The sequence below is a fragment of the Psychrobacter proteolyticus genome (genome assembly GCF_038155145.1).
GTDB lineage: Bacteria > Pseudomonadota > Gammaproteobacteria > Pseudomonadales > Moraxellaceae > Psychrobacter > Psychrobacter proteolyticus_B.
The window spans coordinates 345,526-366,287 of the sequence record NZ_JBAKAY010000002.1 but is presented as its reverse complement, the minus strand read 5'-3'; the positions used below and the strand labels follow the sequence as shown (position 1 = coordinate 366,287).

Below are 20,762 nucleotides of genomic sequence, written 5' to 3'. Positions count from 1 at the left end.
TTGGTAGTGCTTTTTTATTATTTCTCGGTAAATGTATCAGCAGCCTCGAGTTCAGAAGCACATTTATTCAAAATGATTTTGTTATCTATTGTTAAATACCAGTCGATGCTATGTATAATGCAGCACTAGCATAGCTTTCACTCAGTATGGCTTTCACTCATATGCCTTTAATAAGAAGATTACATTATGTCAAACAAGCGTCCTTTATATATTCCTGTTGCTGGACCCGCTCTTTTAGAGACACCTTTATTGAATAAAGGTAGTGCTTTTTCATCAGAAGAACGTAGTAGCTTTAATTTAACGGGGCTATTACCTCATAATATTGAAACGATTGAGGAGCAATCATTACGTGCTTATCATCAACTAAGCTCATTCACTGATGCTATGGATAAGCATATTTACTTGCGTAATATACAAGATACCAATGAAACCTTATTTCATCATCTAATTGAGCAGCATATCGAGGAAGTGATGCCGCTCATTTATACCCCAACCGTTGGTCAGGCGTGTGAAAAATTCTCGCAAATCTATCGTCGTAAACGTGGTTTGTTTATCTCATATCCTGAGCGTCACAAAATCGACGACATGCTACAAAATGCCACCAAACAAAACGTCAAAGTGATCGTTGTTACTGACGGTGAACGTATCTTGGGCCTAGGGGATCAGGGTATTGGCGGTATGGGCATTCCAATCGGTAAGTTGTCTTTATACACGGCTTGTGGTGGTATTAGCCCAGCTTACTGTCTACCTATTTTGCTGGATGTCGGCACCAATAACCAACAGTTGCTTGATGATCCTATGTATATGGGCTGGAGAAATCCGCGCATCTCTGGCGATGAATATAATGAATTTGTGGACTTATTTATTCAAGCTGTTAAGCGCCGTTGGCCAGAGGTGTTATTGCAATTTGAAGATTTTGCTCAGGAAAACGCGACCCCGTTATTGAATAAATATCGTGATCAGCTATGCTGCTTTAATGATGATATTCAAGGGACTGCTGCGGTTTCAGTCGGCACTTTGATTGCAGCGTGTCTAAATAAAGGTCAAAAACTTAGTCAACAGAATATCGCATTTTTAGGCGCAGGATCTGCGGGTTGCGGTATTGCTGAGCATATCATTCGCCAAATGCAGCGTGAAGGATTGACTGAAGAGCAAGCTCGTAGTCAAGTGTTCATGGTTGATCGTTATGGCCTGCTAACAGATGGCATGACAGAGCTGCAAAAATTCCAAGAACCGTTAGTACAAAAAGAATCAGCTATTGCCAGCTGGGATAAAAGTAAGAAGCTTGGTTTAGCGCAAGTGGTTAAACAAGCAAAAATCACCGTATTATTTGGTGTTAGCGGACAAAAAGGTCTGTTCACCCAAGAAGTGATCGAATCGCTATGTGCTAATACTGAGCACCCAATTGTACTACCACTTTCAAATCCAACGTCTCGTGTGGAAGCAACGCCGCAAGAAGTCATGAATTGGAGTAAAGGTAAGGCAATTGTTGCGACGGGTAGTCCGTTTCCTCATACCACTTATAACGGTCAGTCTTTTGAGGTTTCTCAGTGTAATAACAGCTATATTTTCCCGGGTATTGGTCTAGGTGTTTTAGCAGCACGTGCGTCAGGTATCAGCGATAATATGCTAACGGCAGCAAGCCAAGCCCTTGCAGATATATCAATGGAATACGAAAAAGCACCTGGTGCCATCTTACCGCCGATCAAAGTTATCAGAGAGATTAGTGAAAAAATAGCGTATGCAGTGGCATTGCAAGCGGCTCAAGATAAGCTAGCACTACCTATCACATCGGAGAACTTACAACGCCGATTAAAAGCGAACTTTTGGTTACCTGAATATCGTAACTATCGCCGTACTTCTTTCTAAGTTAGAAGTTAGATATGAAAATTCCTAATATTAGGTACATTATCTAAGTAAAGTACTAAATAAAAAAAGGTTGCTAACGCTATATTACATATAGTGTTGGCAACCTTTTTTTATTTATGTCTAAAAATTTACGGTTAAAGTTAATACTTTTCTGCTTGAATTGTCATGAATGTAGTATTAGAAGGACGACTTATATCATGCTTATTTCTTGAAAAAGCAGTTTCTCAAACCCAAAAAATCACCTTAACTTGAACAGTTAGGATGATTTTTTTATCTATAGTGTGTCGGCTAAGCACATATAGATAGGTATCATTTTTTCACAGCGTACATTCGCAGTGTAAGCTTCATCTATTGATTTTCTTCTACTATAATCCATGATCAACTCCTAATACCTATTTTCAGTCTTTATCGTTACTTAGCGGTTTGTATCATCAGTTATTGGATTGTTTTTGCTTTACATTGAGAGCAGAGAGGTACCTTCGATGAAAGAGATTGAGATAGCTGTCTATAAACTCTCTAAGCTCTATCACGTTGAAGTTCGCGGTGGTTATACCGAGATTTGCCAAACTCCTTACGATCATTTTGATTTGCTGCCCAGGACATACCGCCGATTGGTCTACTGTTTCTGCCAGCCGTGTATTTTTTCTTAGCAACAGCAAACTGCTTATTTAGACGTTTGGCCAGGCATGGGTTATCAGCTATAGAGAAACATACTTAAGGCAGATAGTTAGTACATAGTAAATTACTCATAAATATAAACATAAGTAGGATAGTGATTTATCTAAAAATTCTTAAAAAACAATTGTAAATAATATACAATTGTTTTTTATTTTTTATGATAAATACCGTCATGTCATTTGCGAATCATCTAAAACCTGTTTTGATAACCAGTATCCAATTATGCAGCCTAGGTGGTCTTACTGGTCACGTCTATGCACAAGCCGATCTAAATCAAATAGAGCAACAGCAATACAATCAATATCAACAGCGACTTGAGAGTTTTGAAGATAAAACATCGAAGCCTTTTGTGAATCTCAGTGAATCGACGCCAGATACTAGCTTGAAACAACCACCGCTTGGTGAAAGCCCTTGCTTTAATATCTATCAGGTTAATCTACAACTGCCTGACGACCCTAGACTTAAAAGAGAATTTTCTACTATTTTAGGTCCTATAAAGTATGAACAAGGATCCATACTAGGTCATTGTATTGGTCAGAAGGGCTTAAATTATGCGATGCGTAACGTACAAAATGAGCTAATCGAGCAAGGTTTTATCACCACTCAAGCGGCTATTGAGCCTCAAGACTTGACGAGTGGTGTGCTTAATATCACGATCATACCAGGGCGACTCCATAAGGTATGGCGATCTGGAGACGGTCACCCAAAAACGAATATTAGCAATGCGCTCACGCTTTCAGAAGGCGATCTCATCAATCTAAGAGATATTGAAACCAGCTTAGAGAACTTTCGCTTGCCTCAATCGGCAATCACCAACATCGATATCATACCAAGTGTTAGTACGATTGATAATGAGCAATACGGTAGTAGTGATTTGGTCGTCGCGCAAAAACGCACCATGCCCATACAATGGCAACTTAGTATAGATGACTCAGGAAGCGCGGATACTGGAAAATACCAAGGCACAGTGACCACTAGCATCGATAACCCTTTGAGTGCCAATGATGCGTTAAGCCTGTCTTATACTCACTCTATTGATCCTTGGAATAATATAGACAAGCTTTCTAATAATAATAGTTTATATATCAATTATCGTTATCCTTATAAAAAATGGCAATTGCAATTGTTCTACAGTGATTATGACTTTAATCAAACTTTGGCTGGTCTAAATCAAGACATTATTTATAAGGGTAAATCTAATCAAAGCTCAGTTGAGCTACAAAGACTGATCCATAGAGATCATTACTCTAAAACTAGTGCCAGCTTAGAGGGTTATCATAAAAACTCAAAAAATTACTTTGACGATCAAGAAATTAAAGTACAAAGACGTCGTACTTCTGGATGGAAAGCAGGTATTGATCACCAGCGCCAAACATCTTTAGGAGATATAACGGCAAGCTTGCAGTATCAAAAAGGTACGGGAGCGTTCTCAGCTATAAAAGCACCTGAGAGTTTTATCAGCGAGGCTGAATCTCAACCAAGCATCTGGAGTGCGCAGGTAAGCTTAAGACACCCATTCAACATAGATAAATCCTCTTACCAGTATGCGCTTCAATGGCGTGGACAATATAGTCCTCAATCATTAACGCCTCAAGATCAATTTATAGTTGGTGGACGATATACTACTAAGGGACTGAGCGATGAGCAAAGCTTATCAGGCGAAAACGGTATGTTGCTACAGCAAGAAATGGCTCGGATCGTACCACTCACAGGACAAGTTACCTTAATGCCCTATATGACACTAGACCAAGGTTGGGTAGGTGGTGATAGTACCGAATACTTAGCAGGGAACTATCTTATGAGTACCAGTGTCGGTGCTCGTTTATATGCAAATAATATAAGTATAGATGGTTTTGTTGGTAAAGGGCTGCAGGCACCTCGTTCGATTGACAAAGATACTACTGGTGGTTTTAGAATCACGATATATAACTAGAATCTTGCTGACTGTATACTTTTAAAATGCTAAACGGTTTATTAAGTGGAGCATCATAATAGTTTTTCACTTCCACGGCTGCTCATCTTATTTTTAATAGATAGTCAATTAACATACTATTAATATAAATATATTAACTATTTCTATATCAATGCCTTACAAGAATATACCTATTTTTTAAGAATTTTCTGCCTAATATTTACGAATCTCCTAATATCTTCAAATAAGTTATAAATTCATAAAATAACGCTAGTCTTTACAATAGTTTGTAGATACAATTGCTTACATTTTTTGACATTTATCAATTTTCAAGGATGATTCCTGAGATGAATAAGCAATGCTATAGAGTAGTGTTTAACAAAGCCCGTGGCATGATGATGGTTGTTAGTGAAGTGACCAAGAGTCAAAATAAAAAAGCAGGTAATAGTAATAGCAAAAAATCTCCTGCCGCAAAGTCAGAGTCTCACTCGGGTATCAACGTCTCCTATCATCGTTTGGCCATGGCAATTCTATGCTGTCAAAGTATGATCTATACTCAGGTTCAGGCTGCCAACAGTCAAATACAAAATACAGCAAGCAGTGTGCTAGCTGCCCAACGAGCGGCGCTTTTAAAAGCAGCCAATGGTACGCCTATTGTTAATATCCGCACCCCTAACAGTAATGGTTTATCGCACAATACGTACAACCAATTCGATATCGGGTCTAATGGCGCTATATTGAACAACAGTATGGGCGCTGCTAATACTCACTTAGCTGGTAATATTGCCGGTAACCAATATCTGGCACAAGGCGTTGCCAATACTATCTTAAATGAAGTCCGGAGCAATGCTCCAGCCAAGTTCCAAGGCAACCTTGAAATCGCAGGTCAGCGAGCTGATGTCATTATTGCAAGCCCTTCAGGACTACAAATTCAAGGCGGCGGATTCATCAATGCCAATCAAGCAACACTAACAACTGGTACGCCTAAAATCGATAGTGCTGGTAATCTAACAGGATTTGATGTCAAGCAAGGACAGGTTCAATTTGATAATGCGGCGACAGGCAATGCACTCGGTGGTGATCTCTACGATGGTAAAAATAAAAACCAAGCCAACTATGTGGATGTCCTAGCAAGGGCCGTCACTATCAATGGTCAGATTCATGCCAATCAAGATGTTGATATGGTTATTGGCAGCAACACTGTCGATTATGATACGGGCGCAGCGACCAAGATCACTGGGACAGGAACTGTCCCAACCTTGGCAGTAGACGTCAGTACGCTTGGTGGTATCTACGCAAATTCTATTAACCTTGTCGGTACAGAGAACGGCTTGGGCGTTAGAAATGCTGGTAATATACAAGCCAATCAGCAAATTGTACTGACCAACTCAGGCAAGATTGAGAACACAGGCGCTATACAGACCACTAAAGCTCAAACCAGCTTATTGAGTATTAATGCCACAGGCACTACAGGAACTGTTGAGCATAGTGGTAATATTAGTAGTTATGGCATGATCGATATTCAAGCTGATAAAGATATTCTGCTAAATAGCGGTATCATCAGAAAAGAAAACCCTGGTACGAACGCTCAGTTGATGCCAGACATCTTGAGAGTGGACGCTACTGGCGACCTAAAGATATCAAATACCTCAGATGTTCGAAATTTTACCATAGTAGATGATGAAGCAAATATCTATCTGCATTCAGGCCGTGACACTTTCGTCGATAGTAAAAGTACTTTGGCTTCCAATGGGGGTATCTCTATAGATGCCAATCGCAATGTACAGATACTTGACGGTGGTTACGTTGCTGCTCGTTATGCACCTCTCACTATACAAGCTAAAAATGGCGTTATTATTGATAATGCCAAAGTTGTGAGCAGTGGCGACATGCACATTAGTGCAGCTAGTGGTAAAAATGATGGTAGCGGAGTCGCTTACGCCACTGTGCGTAATAACAGTAAATTACATGCTGTAAAAGATATGATTATTAGTGCTGATCGTAATGTTGCCATTAGCACAGGCACCACTATATCAAAAGCTGAGAATCTCACCTTACAAGGAGGTGGTAATGCTCTTATTGACAACGCTGGCAGCGTTCAAGTTACTAATGACGCTGTGGTGCAAGCGGGAGAGCTGGCTTACTTGAGAAACAATAGCCAATCCATTAATATCGGCAAGCAGCTCATCGTTCAAGGCAAACAGGCGATGGTGGTGAACAGTACTGTTGATGCCAATGATGGTATGTATATCAATAGCCAAGGCAAAGATACGATAATTACCAATAGTAATTTAAATAGTAGCAAAGGGGCGGTCACAGCCATAGCTAGTCAAGCAGCCCTAAACGTCAATAAGCTGACCACCAATGCCAATAGCACGATACTAGCGGCCACAGGTGATTTGAGTATTATAGACAGTACATTCACGACAGATAATATTACGATTGAATCTGGACAGAACTTAACAGCTACTCAGCTTACTACTATTAATAAAGACAGCAAGCAGACGGGTAGTATCAATACAAAGTCTAAAGGATCAACAGATATTACCAGCAGTCAGTTGAAGAACACTGGCAATATCACAGTTGGTAGTGACAAGTATCTGACCATCATTGATACTGACATTGACTCAGGAAAGAATTTAAACCTACAGAGCAAACAGGCTATCTATAGTAACGCTCGCTTAGATAAAAATGCTGAAGGCGTTGCTTTTAACAATTATAACGTCAGCACCAAGCAAAATGCCTTGACAGCAGCTGACGTATTAATTCTGGATAGTGCGGGACTACAAAGACATAAAGATACTGATTTTAAAGGCAGTGCTATGCTTTTAAATGCAGGCTCAAGTTATAGCTTATCAAGCAATCTGAATTTTACGACAACAGGTTTAAGTAAAAACGTTGATAAGAGCATTAATGGCAATATCCAATTTGTGAATAAAGGGGTGATTGCTTTAAATCAGAATCATACCATAAGAGCTAAGAACGATCTGATCATTCAAGCAGATAAAGGCATTACGATAACGAAAGTACCCAAGATCGTAGCACAAAGTATCGGACTCAAAACGACGACTTCAAATACTGAAAAAAATGCTCAAGGCGTAGATAATACTTATGGTGATGGAGATATTAGTATTACAAATACTGAGCTATCAGCGACCAGTAGCTCAGGTAACGGTTTAGTCATTGATGCTGCAAACCATTTGAATATTGTCGATGCCAAAATACTCTCGACCGATAGTAGTACGCTAAAATCAGGCAATCTGATGCGGTTAAACAACAGTAACGTCAGCTCTGGCAAACACCTCACACTCGATAGCAATAATCAATTGATTACCAATGGTGAACGCTATGCTAGAAATTCAGGTACTGTAGATGCGCCAAAGTGGAGTAATAGCTGGAGACACACTGCAGGCGATACTACACTACACGCAGATGAAATCGTTTCTATAGATAGCCGCTGGGCGCAGGCCTATCAGAATACAAATATCACTGGTGGTGCTGTTATTGTAAATGCAGGCTCTAGTCTGGGTCTAAACAGTAACGTAAATATCGATGCCAAAGGTAGTACGGCTCTTGCAAAAAATACAACAAAGTTGAGCAATGGTGACGCTGTAAATACTTTAAATGGCGACTTAATAGTGACTAGCACCTCTAGCAACATAACTATTGATCCAACCAAAGTAACCTTGGCTGCCACAGGCGACGCCACCTTAGCTGCTCAGGGTGGCACATTGTCACTAAAAGGCTATAAAGGCACGCAAGGACTCGGCTCAGAAAGAGCAGTGAAATTAACAGCTGGTGGTGCTATCAATCTTAGCGGTAAAGATGTCATAGTTGAAGGTAGTGATTTAACCTCAAAGCTGAATGGTATTAATATTACTGCCACTGATGGTAGTGTGGAGTTAAAAGGGGTTAAAAATAGTTTTAGTAATTATGTGTCTCCTCACAAGATTAAAAGTATCAATGCTGAAATTAGTAACACTAAAGTAGAACTAAGTCAGCCATTTTATGATGCTAAATGGCTTGAAAGTCATGATAAAGCAACGAAAGAATGGATGGGTTTTGTAGCATCAACGTGTGATAACTCTCCTTTCATGGGTGGGTTTGGGCAGTGTATGCAAGTTCGCGGTAACGATATGAGAGTGATAGAGCAATATAGACCAGATTATTTTAAAATTAGGACTAGTAATAAATATGAAGAGTATGTGTCATATTTATCACAGAAAAAAGACTTAGAGAATTTAGTAACGGATCTTCATCAAATACTTGAAACCTCTAAAAAAGCATCTACAGGCTTTGAGCATAAAGCCATCTCATTGACAGGCAGCAAAGACATAAACATTACTGCTAAGCAAGGTGTATTGATCGAAGGTAGTGATATCACGAGTAATACTGGCGGTATTACTATTTTAGCAGAAGGGAATCTTGCACCTACCACAATCATTGGTACTGAACCGACAAGTAATTTAAGTAAAACTTATATCAATAATGACAGTATTCGTATTACGGGCCTTGCTGATATCTATCAACAAGGCAATATAAGCAATGGAAATATTACAGGTCCAAATTATTCTTACCATCAGATCGTTAATCAGCCTACGCTCACAGCAAAAAATGATATAAAAATATCGGCTCTAGGTAATTTACCTAAAGCGTCAGAGACGTACAGTAGTGTATCAAAGGCTTATACCACGAATAACGCTGTCATCTTAAACAGCGCTGACATTAAATCTGCTAATGGTAATGTCCGTATTGATGCTGCACTTGGTGATGTGAATCTTGAATCTGCTCAAGCCGCCTTTATGGATGGCTCGCAAACCACTAGTACATCACGGTCATGGTATGGTAAAAAGAAAACTAAGACCACGACTAAGACGTCTAATAACAGCAACGCTGTCACTACTGATATTCAAGCAAAAAACATCAGTTTAACTGCAGATAGCAATATTAATATTTATGGTTCAGAGTTGACAGCAGCATCTACTGGTAATATCAATCTATCAGCGGGTAAAGGGCTATATTTATACGCCATTGATGATGTTGATGAAAGTACGACTGATATTAAGAAAAAATCTAGTTTCTTAGGTGTCCGATATAATAAAGATCATACCAATGATACTAGACAAGAGTTATCGCAATTGCCTACTACTTTGATAGGCGGCAAGGCTTACACTCAATCAGGTAGTAATACTTTATTGCAAGGTACAGTATTTAACACATTGAAGCCAGCTGACATTAAAGTTGGTGTTGGCAAGTATGCAGACGATGCCGCTAAAGTAATCTTAGCGCCTATTAGCAATCAAATCACAATCACGCATACTCAAGAAAGAGAAAGTACCGTTTGGATGAAGACGGTAGACCAAGGCAGCGTAGTCACTACCGCCTCATTACCTAAATTTAATCAAGTACCAACTATCACTTCACCAGGTGGTGTGACAGTAGCGGTGCCCGTTGATGTTACTATCGACGCTAATAATAAAGCCAAGACTGATATCCAAAAGAGTTCAGCTGAGCTAGGAAAAATTGCCCTTAATCTGTCTAAACAACCGGGCTATGAGTATTTGGCAGCACTTGATAAAACCAATGATATCAACTGGGTACAAGTTGACCTGATTCAAAAGAATTGGAACTATACGAAAGAAGGGTTGACGCCAGGGGCTGCAGCTTTAATCGCTATTGCTATTACTATCGCAGCAGGTCCAGCAGGTAGCGGCCTTACCGCATCAATGATAGCTACTAATGCTGCTGGTATTGCTTTGCAAACGCAAGCTGTTATCACCTTGATTAATAATAAAGGTGATATCAGTAAAACGCTAAAAGATATGGCGAGTAGCGATACCATACGCAATATGGCAACCGCAGCATTAACGGCTGGTTTAACTGCTAATTTGAATATTCCAAACATGACTAATAGCAATTTCGCTAATGAACTTATTCAAGGCGTTGCTAAAAGTACAAGCAATGCGGCTATAGAGTCAGCTATTGGTGGTACTAGTTTTCAGGACGCACTAAAAAATAATTTGATAAATGCTTTTGTAGATATAGGAGCTACTCAAGTTGCCGGACAAATTGGTGATCTTAATTTCTCAGATAGTAAATTTATTGACGGTCTATCTCGAAGTATTGTTCATGGTATGGCAGGATGTATAGCAGGGCAAGTAACGAATGAAGATTGTGGTTCAAGGGCAATGGGTGCGGCACTAGGAGAGGCGATTGGTACCTATATGGCTGACTCTAAACGCCAGTATAGGATAAATGAGAAGGATGAGCTAATAAGCTTTGTTCCTGATGCAGATAAACCGTTTATTCTTAATACAACGACACTGATTACTGCTTCATTAGCAGCGTTGTATGGATTAGATGTTAATGATGCGGCTCAAGGTTCTAATATTGCGGTTGTTAATAATGGAATGTCAGACATTAGAGTCGCGGAACGAGCAGGCACTCTAAATGTACCTATCTTCAGTAATAGTGAAGCAAAAGCTATAGCGGCAGCTATAGGTATAGTCGTATGGCCAGTAGGAGCATTAGAAGCTTATCAAAGAGCTGATAGCGATACAGACAAGTTACTTATATTGCGGGAAGTATTTGGAGGCCAGAAAGCTAGATTACTAAACGAAGCATTTGAAAGAGCAAAAATAAAAGCGAATAATGAAAGATTGATAGAAGCGAATAAGCAAAAATTGATAAAAAATGCTGAAAATATTAGTACAGCTAACCCTACTAAAAATCCACCCCAAGTTACAACCCCAAGAGATTTTAGAGAGATAACACTGTGGAATAATGTAGTAAAAAACCCCAAGGATGGTGAACCTATGATAGGCATGAATGGCGATCCACGATTTCCTACAAGTGCAGGTTTTCAAAAAATGCAAGCTATTGCGCGTGGTAACGGTATTAAGGATAATGCCGTAATTCATTATCAATATAATAGTATAACTAATAAAGCATACGACATAAAAATAGTTTCAAAACAGCAGGTTATAAAGTAAAAGTTGTACTATGAATTTAATTAGGATTAAAGTTTTTGGAAGTTTTTTAATAATTGAATAGGATTTAAAATTATGATTAGAGCATTGAGTAAACACGATAGTGATTATATATATATATATAGTATGTATGAGAGTAAAAATTTTAGCGAAAATAGAGTTGAAACTTATTACTTATCAAGCTGTAGTAATCATCAAGGCCTAATAGTTTATAAAGAGAGTGAAGTCTACAATATAGAGATATTAACAGATAACTATGTAGAACTAACAGATGTTGATTTTTCAGCAGGCTTAAATAGTAAAATGCATCCCGTACTTTATGCTTTTTTAAAAGAAGATTGGGAAGTTTACGAAGGTATTGTTGAAGGACAACTTGAACCTTGGCTTGAATTTCAAAGAAATTTGGGGCATAGACCGTAAATAAGCCAATAGATACTATGAAAAAATCAAGCTTAAAGGCTTGATTTTTCTACAACCTTAAAAAAAATAACTCTGGTCATGTACCAGAGTTATTTATATGAATTCTATAACTACCTATTATGAATAATAATCGGATAAGAAACAACTCTCGGCTCAGGTGGTGGCGCAGTTCGCACTACCTTGGTCACGGGCTTTTCTGTTGCTTTGTCGTTTATCCAAAAGTCAACATAGCTGTCTCTACTAAACCATGCAGTACCAATATCAGTAGCAAAATCTAGCTGATAATTCTTATTAGCTTCGGCATTAAACGTAATCTTAGTAGGCAAAGTATAGTGCCCTGCCATACGGTAAGTGACAGTTAATGTATGCTCACCCGTCGTAATCTGATAGACATTATCCCAAGTATCGCTGTAAGTCTCTTTTTCCTCTTTAGGCACGCGCTTACCATCAACTTCCATAATATAAGCAATACGATCACCAACAAGCTTTGTATGTCGTGGCTCCATCTTACCCATGATAGTTGCGCTCACGTCCGATACGGGTGGCTGATAAATCAGTTCAGCTGGTAACTCTTTTACATTTTTAATGCTCATGCAAGCAGTCAACAACGGTAGCATACATACCAATACAGTCCATTTCATCGCTTATCCTCTATTGAATTGGTTCAATTAATAGTCGTTGTCTTTCATCGCTGTTTAAAAACATTCGTTGGTGGAATTACAACGTTTATAGTTTATCTCTTTATCTTTCAATCAGCGATATTTTTATTAAAAATTATCACGATAGCTAGCGCGTGATGTACTTTGAGACTGTTTAATAACTATTATTATTGAGATTTTTGGGTATACCCCAGCGGAACTCATTGCTTCAACTTTCAAGCCTATTAATAGACCACTATAATGGAACCACTTATAACAGAATTTTTTAATTTAGAAATTAAATAGTAAATTATTTTTCCTTTACTACAGTCATAACTATTAATTAGTAGTTGCTTTCAACTCGTATAAATAGTCGGCCCATGCCTGCATCATCATTTTGCGCTCTGGTAAGAACACAGTACGATTATAGGCTCTGCCGTGCATATCCCTTACACGATGAGCCAGCTGTTGCTCTACTAATGCTTCAGGAAAACCTAGCTTCTCTACAATCAAAGTTCTTGCTGTGGCTCTAAACCCATGTACTGTCTGTTTTGATCCACTGTAGCCGAGCCGCTTCAAAGCTTGGTTCATGGTGTTTTCTGACATTGGTTGTACAGTCGTATGAATAGCTGGAAATAAGTACTTGCTACGGGCGTGTAAAGATAACTCACGTATTAAAGCAGTGGCTTGCGTAGGTAGTGGAACGATAAGAGATAGACCAGTTCTACGTTGTGTTTTTCTTGGCGTAAAAGTCCAGGTACCTTCATAAAGATCAAAGTCATCCCAGAGAGCGTAACGTAGCTCGCCAGCCCTTACGAAAAGCATAGGCATCAATTTTATAGCGATTTTAACTTCAAATGATCCTTGATACTCATCAATATCGTTAAGCAATCTACCAAGCTCATCCGTATCTAAGATAGTAGGATGGTGTTTTACTACCGGCGTTTTCAATGCACCTAATAAATCCTGTGTAATATCACGCTCGCAGCGTCCAGTCTGCACACCATATCTGAATACCTGTCCAGCCATTGTGCGCATCTTTACCGCTGTCTCAATATACCCTTGTGCTTCAGCTGATCTGCAAGCTTCTAATACATCCATTGGCTTGATATCAGTTATAGGCATGCTGCCAAGGTATGCATTTAGCCGTTTCAGCTGCCTATAGTTATTTTTGATAGTAGAGGGGGCTATATGAGTCTTGCGGCTCATGTACTCTTCAGCAACCATAGCGAATGTATTTTTAGACTCAAGCAATTGCTTGCGTTCTTCATCTCTTTTGATATCGCGTGGATCATCACCGTTAGCAAGATGATACTTAATATCAGTCCGCATCTGTCTTGCAGCTGCTAAAGTGACCTCTGGGTATTGACCTAGTGTTACTGTGACACGTTTTCTTGTGATAGGTGTTGTATAGTCAATGCGCCAAGCTTTTGTGCCGGCCTTACTAATATGTAAATAAAGACCACCGCCATCGGTTAAGGTATAGGGTTTGTCCAAAGGCTTGGCCTTATCGACTTGAGTATTGGTAAGGGGTTTGACGGTTTTTGCCATTTTTACAGTATCCTCTACAGTACTTTTGCGCTCATACTGTATAGAATACTGTAAAAACTACAGTAAGCAAGGGGTAATTATGGGTATATAAGGTAAGTTTTGGACAATAAAAAACCCCTGAAGGCCTTGTTAATAGGGCATTAAGAGGTTTTTTGGTATATTCATATGGTGCGCCCACCAAGACTCGAACTCGGATCGATCGCTTAGGAGGCAACTGCTCTATCCTGTTGAGCTATAGGCGCATTATGGAGTGACATTGTAGAAAAAAGCAGTCATAAAAGCAATCAACAAAAGATAAATAAAGACAATTTATCCTTACTCACCATTGCTAAGCGCGTCAGTGACATCTACAGCATGATCACCTGATGCATTTTTTGCCTGTGAGGTTGGTTTAAATAAGTCATTTACACTGTTCTTATAACCACTAATGTTCTGATAATCATATTTTTTTAGTATATCTTGACCTGTGCTCGATAGTAAAAAATTACGGAAGTTAATAGCAGTTGTATCGTCTGTCAGGATGACACCTTCAAGCGCTTGTTCATCTTTTAGCGCATAGTTAAAGGGATTTAGAGTGTGTATCTTTTTATCTTTATTATGCGTACTATTATCACTATTTTTATCAGCTGCATCATTTGTACCAGAACCCTCGATACTTTGCTGACTTTGACCATTTCTATCTTGTGCCTGTTGCAATTCTGACTGTAGGAGTGATACCCGTTCTGTAGATAGGCTATCGTCATTAGTAATAATCATATCTGTATCAAAAACGGAGTCAGAGAGTTTGTCTTTGGTAGAAACACTACTTGGTACTGTAAGAAGGTCGTTAGAGGGTACATAGCTCGCTAACACTTGCACGTGCGGATAACGAGATTCAAAGCTCACAATGATATCGTCCAAAGGTATCTGTAACTTCTCCTCTGCTCGAATGTATAAAACCCTGTCAGCAATCTCTCTTGATTCATCACCTTTCGTACTAGGGTCTGCTTCACTTTCACTTGCCATGATTGGCAATGGGTCTGTGTTTTTTCGATTACTGGTCCACAACCAAATGAAGACCGCGATAAAGATTGTGAGCAGTAGCAAGATTAGTCCAGCCAGCAGTAGTTTGTAGTCTTTCATATATTACTGCTCTTTTATTATTAGTTGATTCATAGCAAAGTTTATATACAGGGTGGTATCTAGTTTTTAAAGCTTTTGTTCTAGTACTTCATCGGTTAATTCAGCCAACATGTCTGCAAAGATATCCGTATCTGCAGAAGGGGTAGATATTTGTTCTTCATCACCTTTACCAGCATGATTATTGGTTTGGCGATTTATTAGAGAATCAGGTTGGTCGTTTAATACCTTGGCAGCGGGTGTAGTAGTTTGATGCGCTGCCAACGGTGATTCGCCCGTTAATAGTCTGTCTTTTAACCATCTAAATCCATGTGCCTCCCACCATGCTTCGAAACGTGGCAACGTGCTACCACGTACTGCTACAGGTAGATCTAGCGTTCTCAATTTCTGCGCAAGTACAGGGTCGCTGATAGCTTGATGGATGCTCAAATAAAGTGAGCTACTATCATCCGTATAGGGTCGTCTGTTTTGCCATGATCTGTCATCGATTTTCATACGTGGCAGTTGCCACAACTCACCGCGATAATACACGACGTATAAGCGTTGTTTTGGATGGACAAAAATGGCATCAATGGGACGCAATGGCATAATATTAAGTAATCCCGTCAATAGAAAGTATTATTTAGATACAGGTTGTAAAGGACAATTTAAAAACCACAATGAGATTATTTCATCGTAAATATGAATGATAGTATAAAACGACACTAAATGTCGCAAGCTTATTATAATATCGGCATCTACACTAGTAAACGATAACCATCAATGGCACACTGATAGCAAATTTGGCAAGTCAACGTCATCAATGGATATGTAGAATTTGCTACTATGATTGTTTTTGTTTACGGCCCTCATGCTAGCAGAAATGCATCATAGTAACGACCATCAAACATGGATTGATGAGTATCGATTTTTGTTTTGTCTAGATATTTTATGGTGTTTTTGACATTGGATACAGACATCTCATCTACAAGTGAAGCCTTTTTTATTAATCCTAATACCTCACCTTTATTGCAATCAGATTATTGTCTATGTTCACTATTATTCAGTCGCACCGTACCGAAAACCTCGTTGATCAATTGCTTGTACAATACCAGTCCAAGGATCAGCCTGTTTTTGAGCCTTTTATTGTCATTGTACCGTCAATGGTATTGGGTGATTGGTTGGATAAAACTATTGCTAGCCGTGCTGGTATTAGTACCTTGGTGCGTACTAAATTCTGGGGTCAGTATCAATGGACGCTGATGCAAGATGTATTGACCCGCCATAATGCGTACTTACTGTCGCGAAACCCTGAAGCGACAACTCTAAACGTGCCGGAAGTGGCGGTGTTATCACCGACAGTAATGCAGTGGCGATTGTTTGGTTATTTAACTTATTATCAGGAGTCGATTGTTGCAGATGAAAAGCATCCAGTTCATCCGTTGTTAGCGTCTTTGATTGATGACCCACAGGCAATTGCTCAACAAGACAGCTTACAACAGGATAAGGCGCAACAAGATGCTCGTATTTGGCAACTGGCAAGCGATTTGGCTAGGGTGTTTAACCGCTATTTGACTCACCGTGAGGATTGGTTGGCATTATGGTCGCAAAACAAGCCGTTGAGCGTAAGTGAGTTGATAGCAGATAAAGACGCCTTATCACTGCGCTTTGATAAGTATGCGCGCGGCACACCTGAGTGGTTGGTCGAGCATTATGTTGAGTTAGAAATCGCCCAACGATTCTTGTGGTCGCATTTGTTTGCCGATGTTCATCTACACCGTGTGGCACTAGAGCGTGCGTTTTGGTCAGCTTTAAAAGGTAACAAGGCGAATGAGCGTGACCAATTGCCCAAAGTACTGCGTATATTTACCATCCAGCAACTGCCACAGACCGAGCTCGACTTTCTACAGCGCCTGTCGCAATACATGAATATCACGCTATTGCACTACAATCCATCAAAGCTGTTTTGGGCGGATATCGTCGATAAGTCTTGGTTACAGCGTCAGCAGATTATCAACCCTGAGAGTGTCTTTTTACGTGATTATGGTCATAGTTTGCTGTCGCGTCTCGGTAAGCAGTCGCGCGATGCGTTTGCGATGCTTGCCAATTTATCAGGTAATGAGCAATACGACGATGCGCTAGTCGAATGGCAAGATAACTTTGATAATGGTGTAGATGATGCGCTCGTTCATGGCATGTATGAAAGTGTCGTCCCTGCTGAAGACGCTGTCAGTACTCAAGATGCGCAAGGTAACCTGAGCTTATTAAAACGTTTGCAAAATGATGTGTTGATGCTTGATGAGCAATCTACCCAGCAGGCGACAGCTGCTACAGTCTCACAAGCGGTAAGTAAGCAGATAGAGTCAAGCTTTGATGAAGCTAAGCAAGAAACGGCTTGGTATGAAGATGAAGCGTTAGAGAATAAGCGTTTTGAGAAAGACCGTTTTTGGGCAATTTCTTCGCAAGATAATAGCCTAAGCATTCATTCGTGTCATAGTTTGCAGCGTCAGCTTGAAGTGCTGCGTATTATGATTGGTCGTTGGCTAAATGAACCTATCAAACTAGGTGAAAAGAAACGCCATATCTCTGACATTGTGGTGCTGCTACCTGATGTTGAACGTCATCATGCATTGATTGGCTCTATCTTCGTCAATGGTAAGGGGCAAGACGGTTTGACTTTGCCTGCTAAAGTGACTGGTGTTGTTGACGCCGATATTCGCCAGTTGTGGGAAGCGATTATCGGTTTTTACAAACTATTGGGTAGCCATAGTGCCCGTTTTGAAGCAGCTGAAGTCTTAGATTGGTTGATGTTACCGCCCTTGTTTGAAAGCTTTGGACTGACTCATGAGCAAATGAGCCGTGGCTGTGATTTATTGGTAGAGGCGGGCTTTATTCGCGGTTTTGACGAGCTGCATCTTAAGCAAACTTTAGACAGTAATGACTACGACTATCGCTTCAGCTTTGCACAGGCATTAGACAGATTAACTTTAGGTCTGGTCATGCCAGAGGCTGAGTTGAGCGACTGCTTATATGATCTAAATGACGATGAATGGCCAAGTACAGCTTTACCAGAAATGACCTTGCCGTTACCACAAGTGAGCCTAAATGATGCGCTGATCGTTGAAGCGCTTTGCCGTATTTATACTGGCTTGGTTGCACGACGTGATGATCATACACAAAAAATGAAAGCGGAAGATTGGCTCGATCAGATTGAGACACAAGTTATCCATCGCTACTTTGGCGATGTGGATCAAACGCGTACCATGCGCGCCATCTACAACGCGATGAATGGCTTTAAATCAAGTCTGCGAGCCAATCGTCACTATAGGCAGTACGCTAGTGGTGATGTCGACAACAGAGAAGTAGAGCAGAGGCTGGCAGGTGTGGAGCAGTTGCCGCTTAAGCTGAGCTTTATGCTAGACAGTATTGAAGCAGAGCTTGAAAGTCAGCAGGTCAGTGCCGAGCCGACAGGTGTGATTACCTTTGGTCGATTCGGTGCATTAAGAAACGTGCCGTTTGAGTTGGTGGTGATGCTCAATATGGATCTCTCTGAGTTCCCAGGGCGTGACCGTGATAACCGCTATGATTTGATGAAAGCGACCAATGCACGCCGCGGTGACAGAGTTAGTGAAGATGATGACAACGGCGCATTTTTAGATGCGTTACTGTGCGCGCGCAGTGCATGTTGGATGTTCTACAACGGCCAAAGCTTGACGGACACCCATGAGCATTTGCCAGCCAACCCAGTGAGTGAGCTATTGCAGTTTTTGCAAGGCGAGGTGCAATGGCAGGTGAACTCGCTTGAGACATTACCTGAGAATATTGATCCCACCACGGAAAGCCTTAAGCGCTATTTGCCTAAATTGATTAAGCAGTGGTTGGTGACTGAGCATCCTGCGTTGCCTTTTCATGAGAGTCTGTTTGAGACAGAAATCGAAGGCACTGATGTTTTTGAGCAAGCATCTCCTGATATTGATGACAATGCTAATGCCAACGTTAATATCAATGCTCAGGATTCTAGCCCTGTCGATATGATTGATGAGCTGGATACTTTATTAAATACAGCCATGCGCAAAACCAAACTGGCTCAGAAAAAGCAGTTTCCGCCTGCGCCGCTTTGGCAAGCGGTGTTCGACACATTAAAAGGTCGAGTATCTATTGAGCATAAAGAGTTGGTGGGCCTACCTACGAAGGCGCAGTATGAGTCAATCGCTCAGGTGTTGGGTCAAGGCTTAGGCCAGCTAGGTCAAGTAGACAATCGAACCTTGTCTGCATTGGTTGAACTATTGGCGCTAGATACAGCTGTTGATGCTACTAGCGATGTCAGTAGCATGACAGAGGTGATCATCCAAAATTTATCTGATAGCATATTTAACATCGGAGAGATAGATATTGAAGGGGCATTGGCTTACCAAGTGCGCCATCCTGCCAAAGCATTCTTACGGTCTCAAAAAGTGCATGTGGTACAAGGTGAGGAAGCACTGTCGCAGCAAGAGCCGCTATTCTTAGACAGTTTAACTACCTATCAAATCAAAGATCATTTGATTAAACAGTTGGTTACTGATGAGAATAAGAAAAATGATAGTAGTGCAGCGGCTGAAACTACTACGCCAATCCTAATGTATCAAAAAATTATGCCTGCTGGTGTCGCTCGCCAGACCACGCTACCCAATCAACAGAAGAAACTGCAACAGCAATGTTTGGAATTTAAAGAGCAATTAATAGCTAATGGCTTTGACGAAAGCAGTATTCTCAACGAGAGTAATGCAGATAGCAGCAGTGTATTACAGCTACTGACGCCAACTGCCGAGCATCCCGTTCAAATAGAGCTAAGAAATATACTGAATAACACTGATAATGATTCAAGAGACCAGACAGATATAGAGGGTATAGAGACACTGCTTAAGCTGTTGCCAAAAGTCATTAAGATCAAAGGCTCAGTACCCATATTAGCCCCCATATCAATTATTCAGGCGGGCGTGCCTTATGCTCAGCAATCACCCAAGCAGTGGTTAAACATACTGCCCAATTCTGCCAGTCCTAGGCATTTACTCAAGTTTTGGTTGTCACATTTGTATTGGCAAGTGGCCAGACGTACCACTGCCGAGCAAGTAGCCTCAAATGATGGCGTGAGTATTTGGCGTTTTAATAAGCCTAGCTCACAAGTCAAAAAGTATGACAAAGTGATCGCATTTAAATTAAGCCCGATCGTGTATGAAGATGCTGTGATTGAGCTGATAAAATGGGCTGTTTTTGGCAAATTAACGGGTCAAGTGCCCATTACGTTATTACCAGAATATGCACTGAATTACCTTGATAAGTATCTAACCGCTGAAGAAGGTGACAGCAACCGCTACTGGCCAAAACGAGCCGACTTCTCAGACTGGTTAAGACCCAACTACAACTCAGACACGGTATACGATACTTGCTCGCAGCATGCTATTTGGCAGTACGTGCTACGTGACCAAGATGCATTCAAAGCGCTATCGGCAGCGTTGACTACATTAGCTCAGCCACTGTATGAGCCGATGTTTAATGCGTTAACTAACTTAGATGGTTAGCTCATTATCTAAAGCAGCCCCTAATTAATTTTTGCTATCTTGTTCC

9 protein-coding genes and 1 tRNA gene are annotated in these 20,762 nt (G+C 40.4%); 5 read left to right on the top strand and 5 right to left on the bottom strand.

The genetic code is table 11. From position 1 onward, the window contains the following. Positions 1–186 precede the first annotated feature (186 nt). From V6252_RS03890 to V6252_RS03875, 4 genes are all read left to right on the top strand, one after another. Positions 187–1,869, top strand: coding sequence for an NAD-dependent malic enzyme (locus tag V6252_RS03890; protein WP_057760119.1), 1,683 nt, complete (start codon positions 187–189; stop codon positions 1,867–1,869). 850 nt (positions 1,870–2,719) lie between these two features. Beyond that, positions 2,720–4,480: a ShlB/FhaC/HecB family hemolysin secretion/activation protein gene (locus V6252_RS03885; RefSeq protein WP_341609353.1), complete on the top strand. Its 1,761-nt coding sequence runs from the start codon at positions 2,720–2,722 to the stop codon at positions 4,478–4,480. 326 nt (positions 4,481–4,806) lie between these two features. Beyond that, positions 4,807–11,451: a DUF637 domain-containing protein gene (locus V6252_RS03880; RefSeq protein ID WP_341609352.1), complete on the top strand. Its 6,645-nt coding sequence runs from the start codon at positions 4,807–4,809 to the stop codon at positions 11,449–11,451. Between the two features lie 72 nt (positions 11,452–11,523). Further along, positions 11,524–11,868: a hypothetical protein gene (locus V6252_RS03875; RefSeq protein WP_341609351.1), complete on the top strand. Its 345-nt coding sequence runs from the start codon at positions 11,524–11,526 to the stop codon at positions 11,866–11,868. Positions 11,869–11,978: 110 nt separating this feature from the next. Here V6252_RS03875 and V6252_RS03870 read toward each other — a convergent pair whose 3' ends face one another. The 5 genes from V6252_RS03870 to V6252_RS03850 form a co-directional block, all read right to left on the bottom strand. Beyond that, a complete protein-coding gene (locus V6252_RS03870) occupies positions 11,979–12,509 on the bottom strand; it encodes a hypothetical protein (protein WP_341609350.1) in 531 nt (176 codons plus the stop codon). A 336-nt stretch (positions 12,510–12,845) separates the two neighbouring features. Next, positions 12,846–14,057 (bottom strand): tyrosine-type recombinase/integrase, encoded by a 1,212-nt coding sequence (locus V6252_RS03865; RefSeq protein WP_341609349.1) that lies wholly within the window; start codon positions 14,055–14,057, stop codon positions 12,846–12,848. A 166-nt stretch (positions 14,058–14,223) separates the two neighbouring features. Beyond that, positions 14,224–14,299: transfer RNA gene (locus tag V6252_RS03860), tRNA-Arg, on the bottom strand. Between the two features lie 73 nt (positions 14,300–14,372). Continuing rightward, positions 14,373–15,179: a hypothetical protein gene (locus V6252_RS03855; RefSeq protein WP_341609348.1), complete on the bottom strand. Its 807-nt coding sequence runs from the start codon at positions 15,177–15,179 to the stop codon at positions 14,373–14,375. A gap of 66 nt (positions 15,180–15,245) precedes the next feature. Continuing rightward, a complete protein-coding gene (locus V6252_RS03850) occupies positions 15,246–15,764 on the bottom strand; it encodes a hypothetical protein (RefSeq protein ID WP_341609347.1) in 519 nt (172 codons plus the stop codon). Positions 15,765–16,204: 440 nt separating this feature from the next. Between V6252_RS03850 and V6252_RS03845 the strand changes: the two genes are divergently transcribed. Then, a complete protein-coding gene (locus V6252_RS03845) occupies positions 16,205–20,716 on the top strand; it encodes an exodeoxyribonuclease V subunit gamma (RefSeq protein WP_341609346.1) in 4,512 nt (1,503 codons plus the stop codon). The last annotated feature ends 46 nt before the right edge of the window (positions 20,717–20,762 follow it).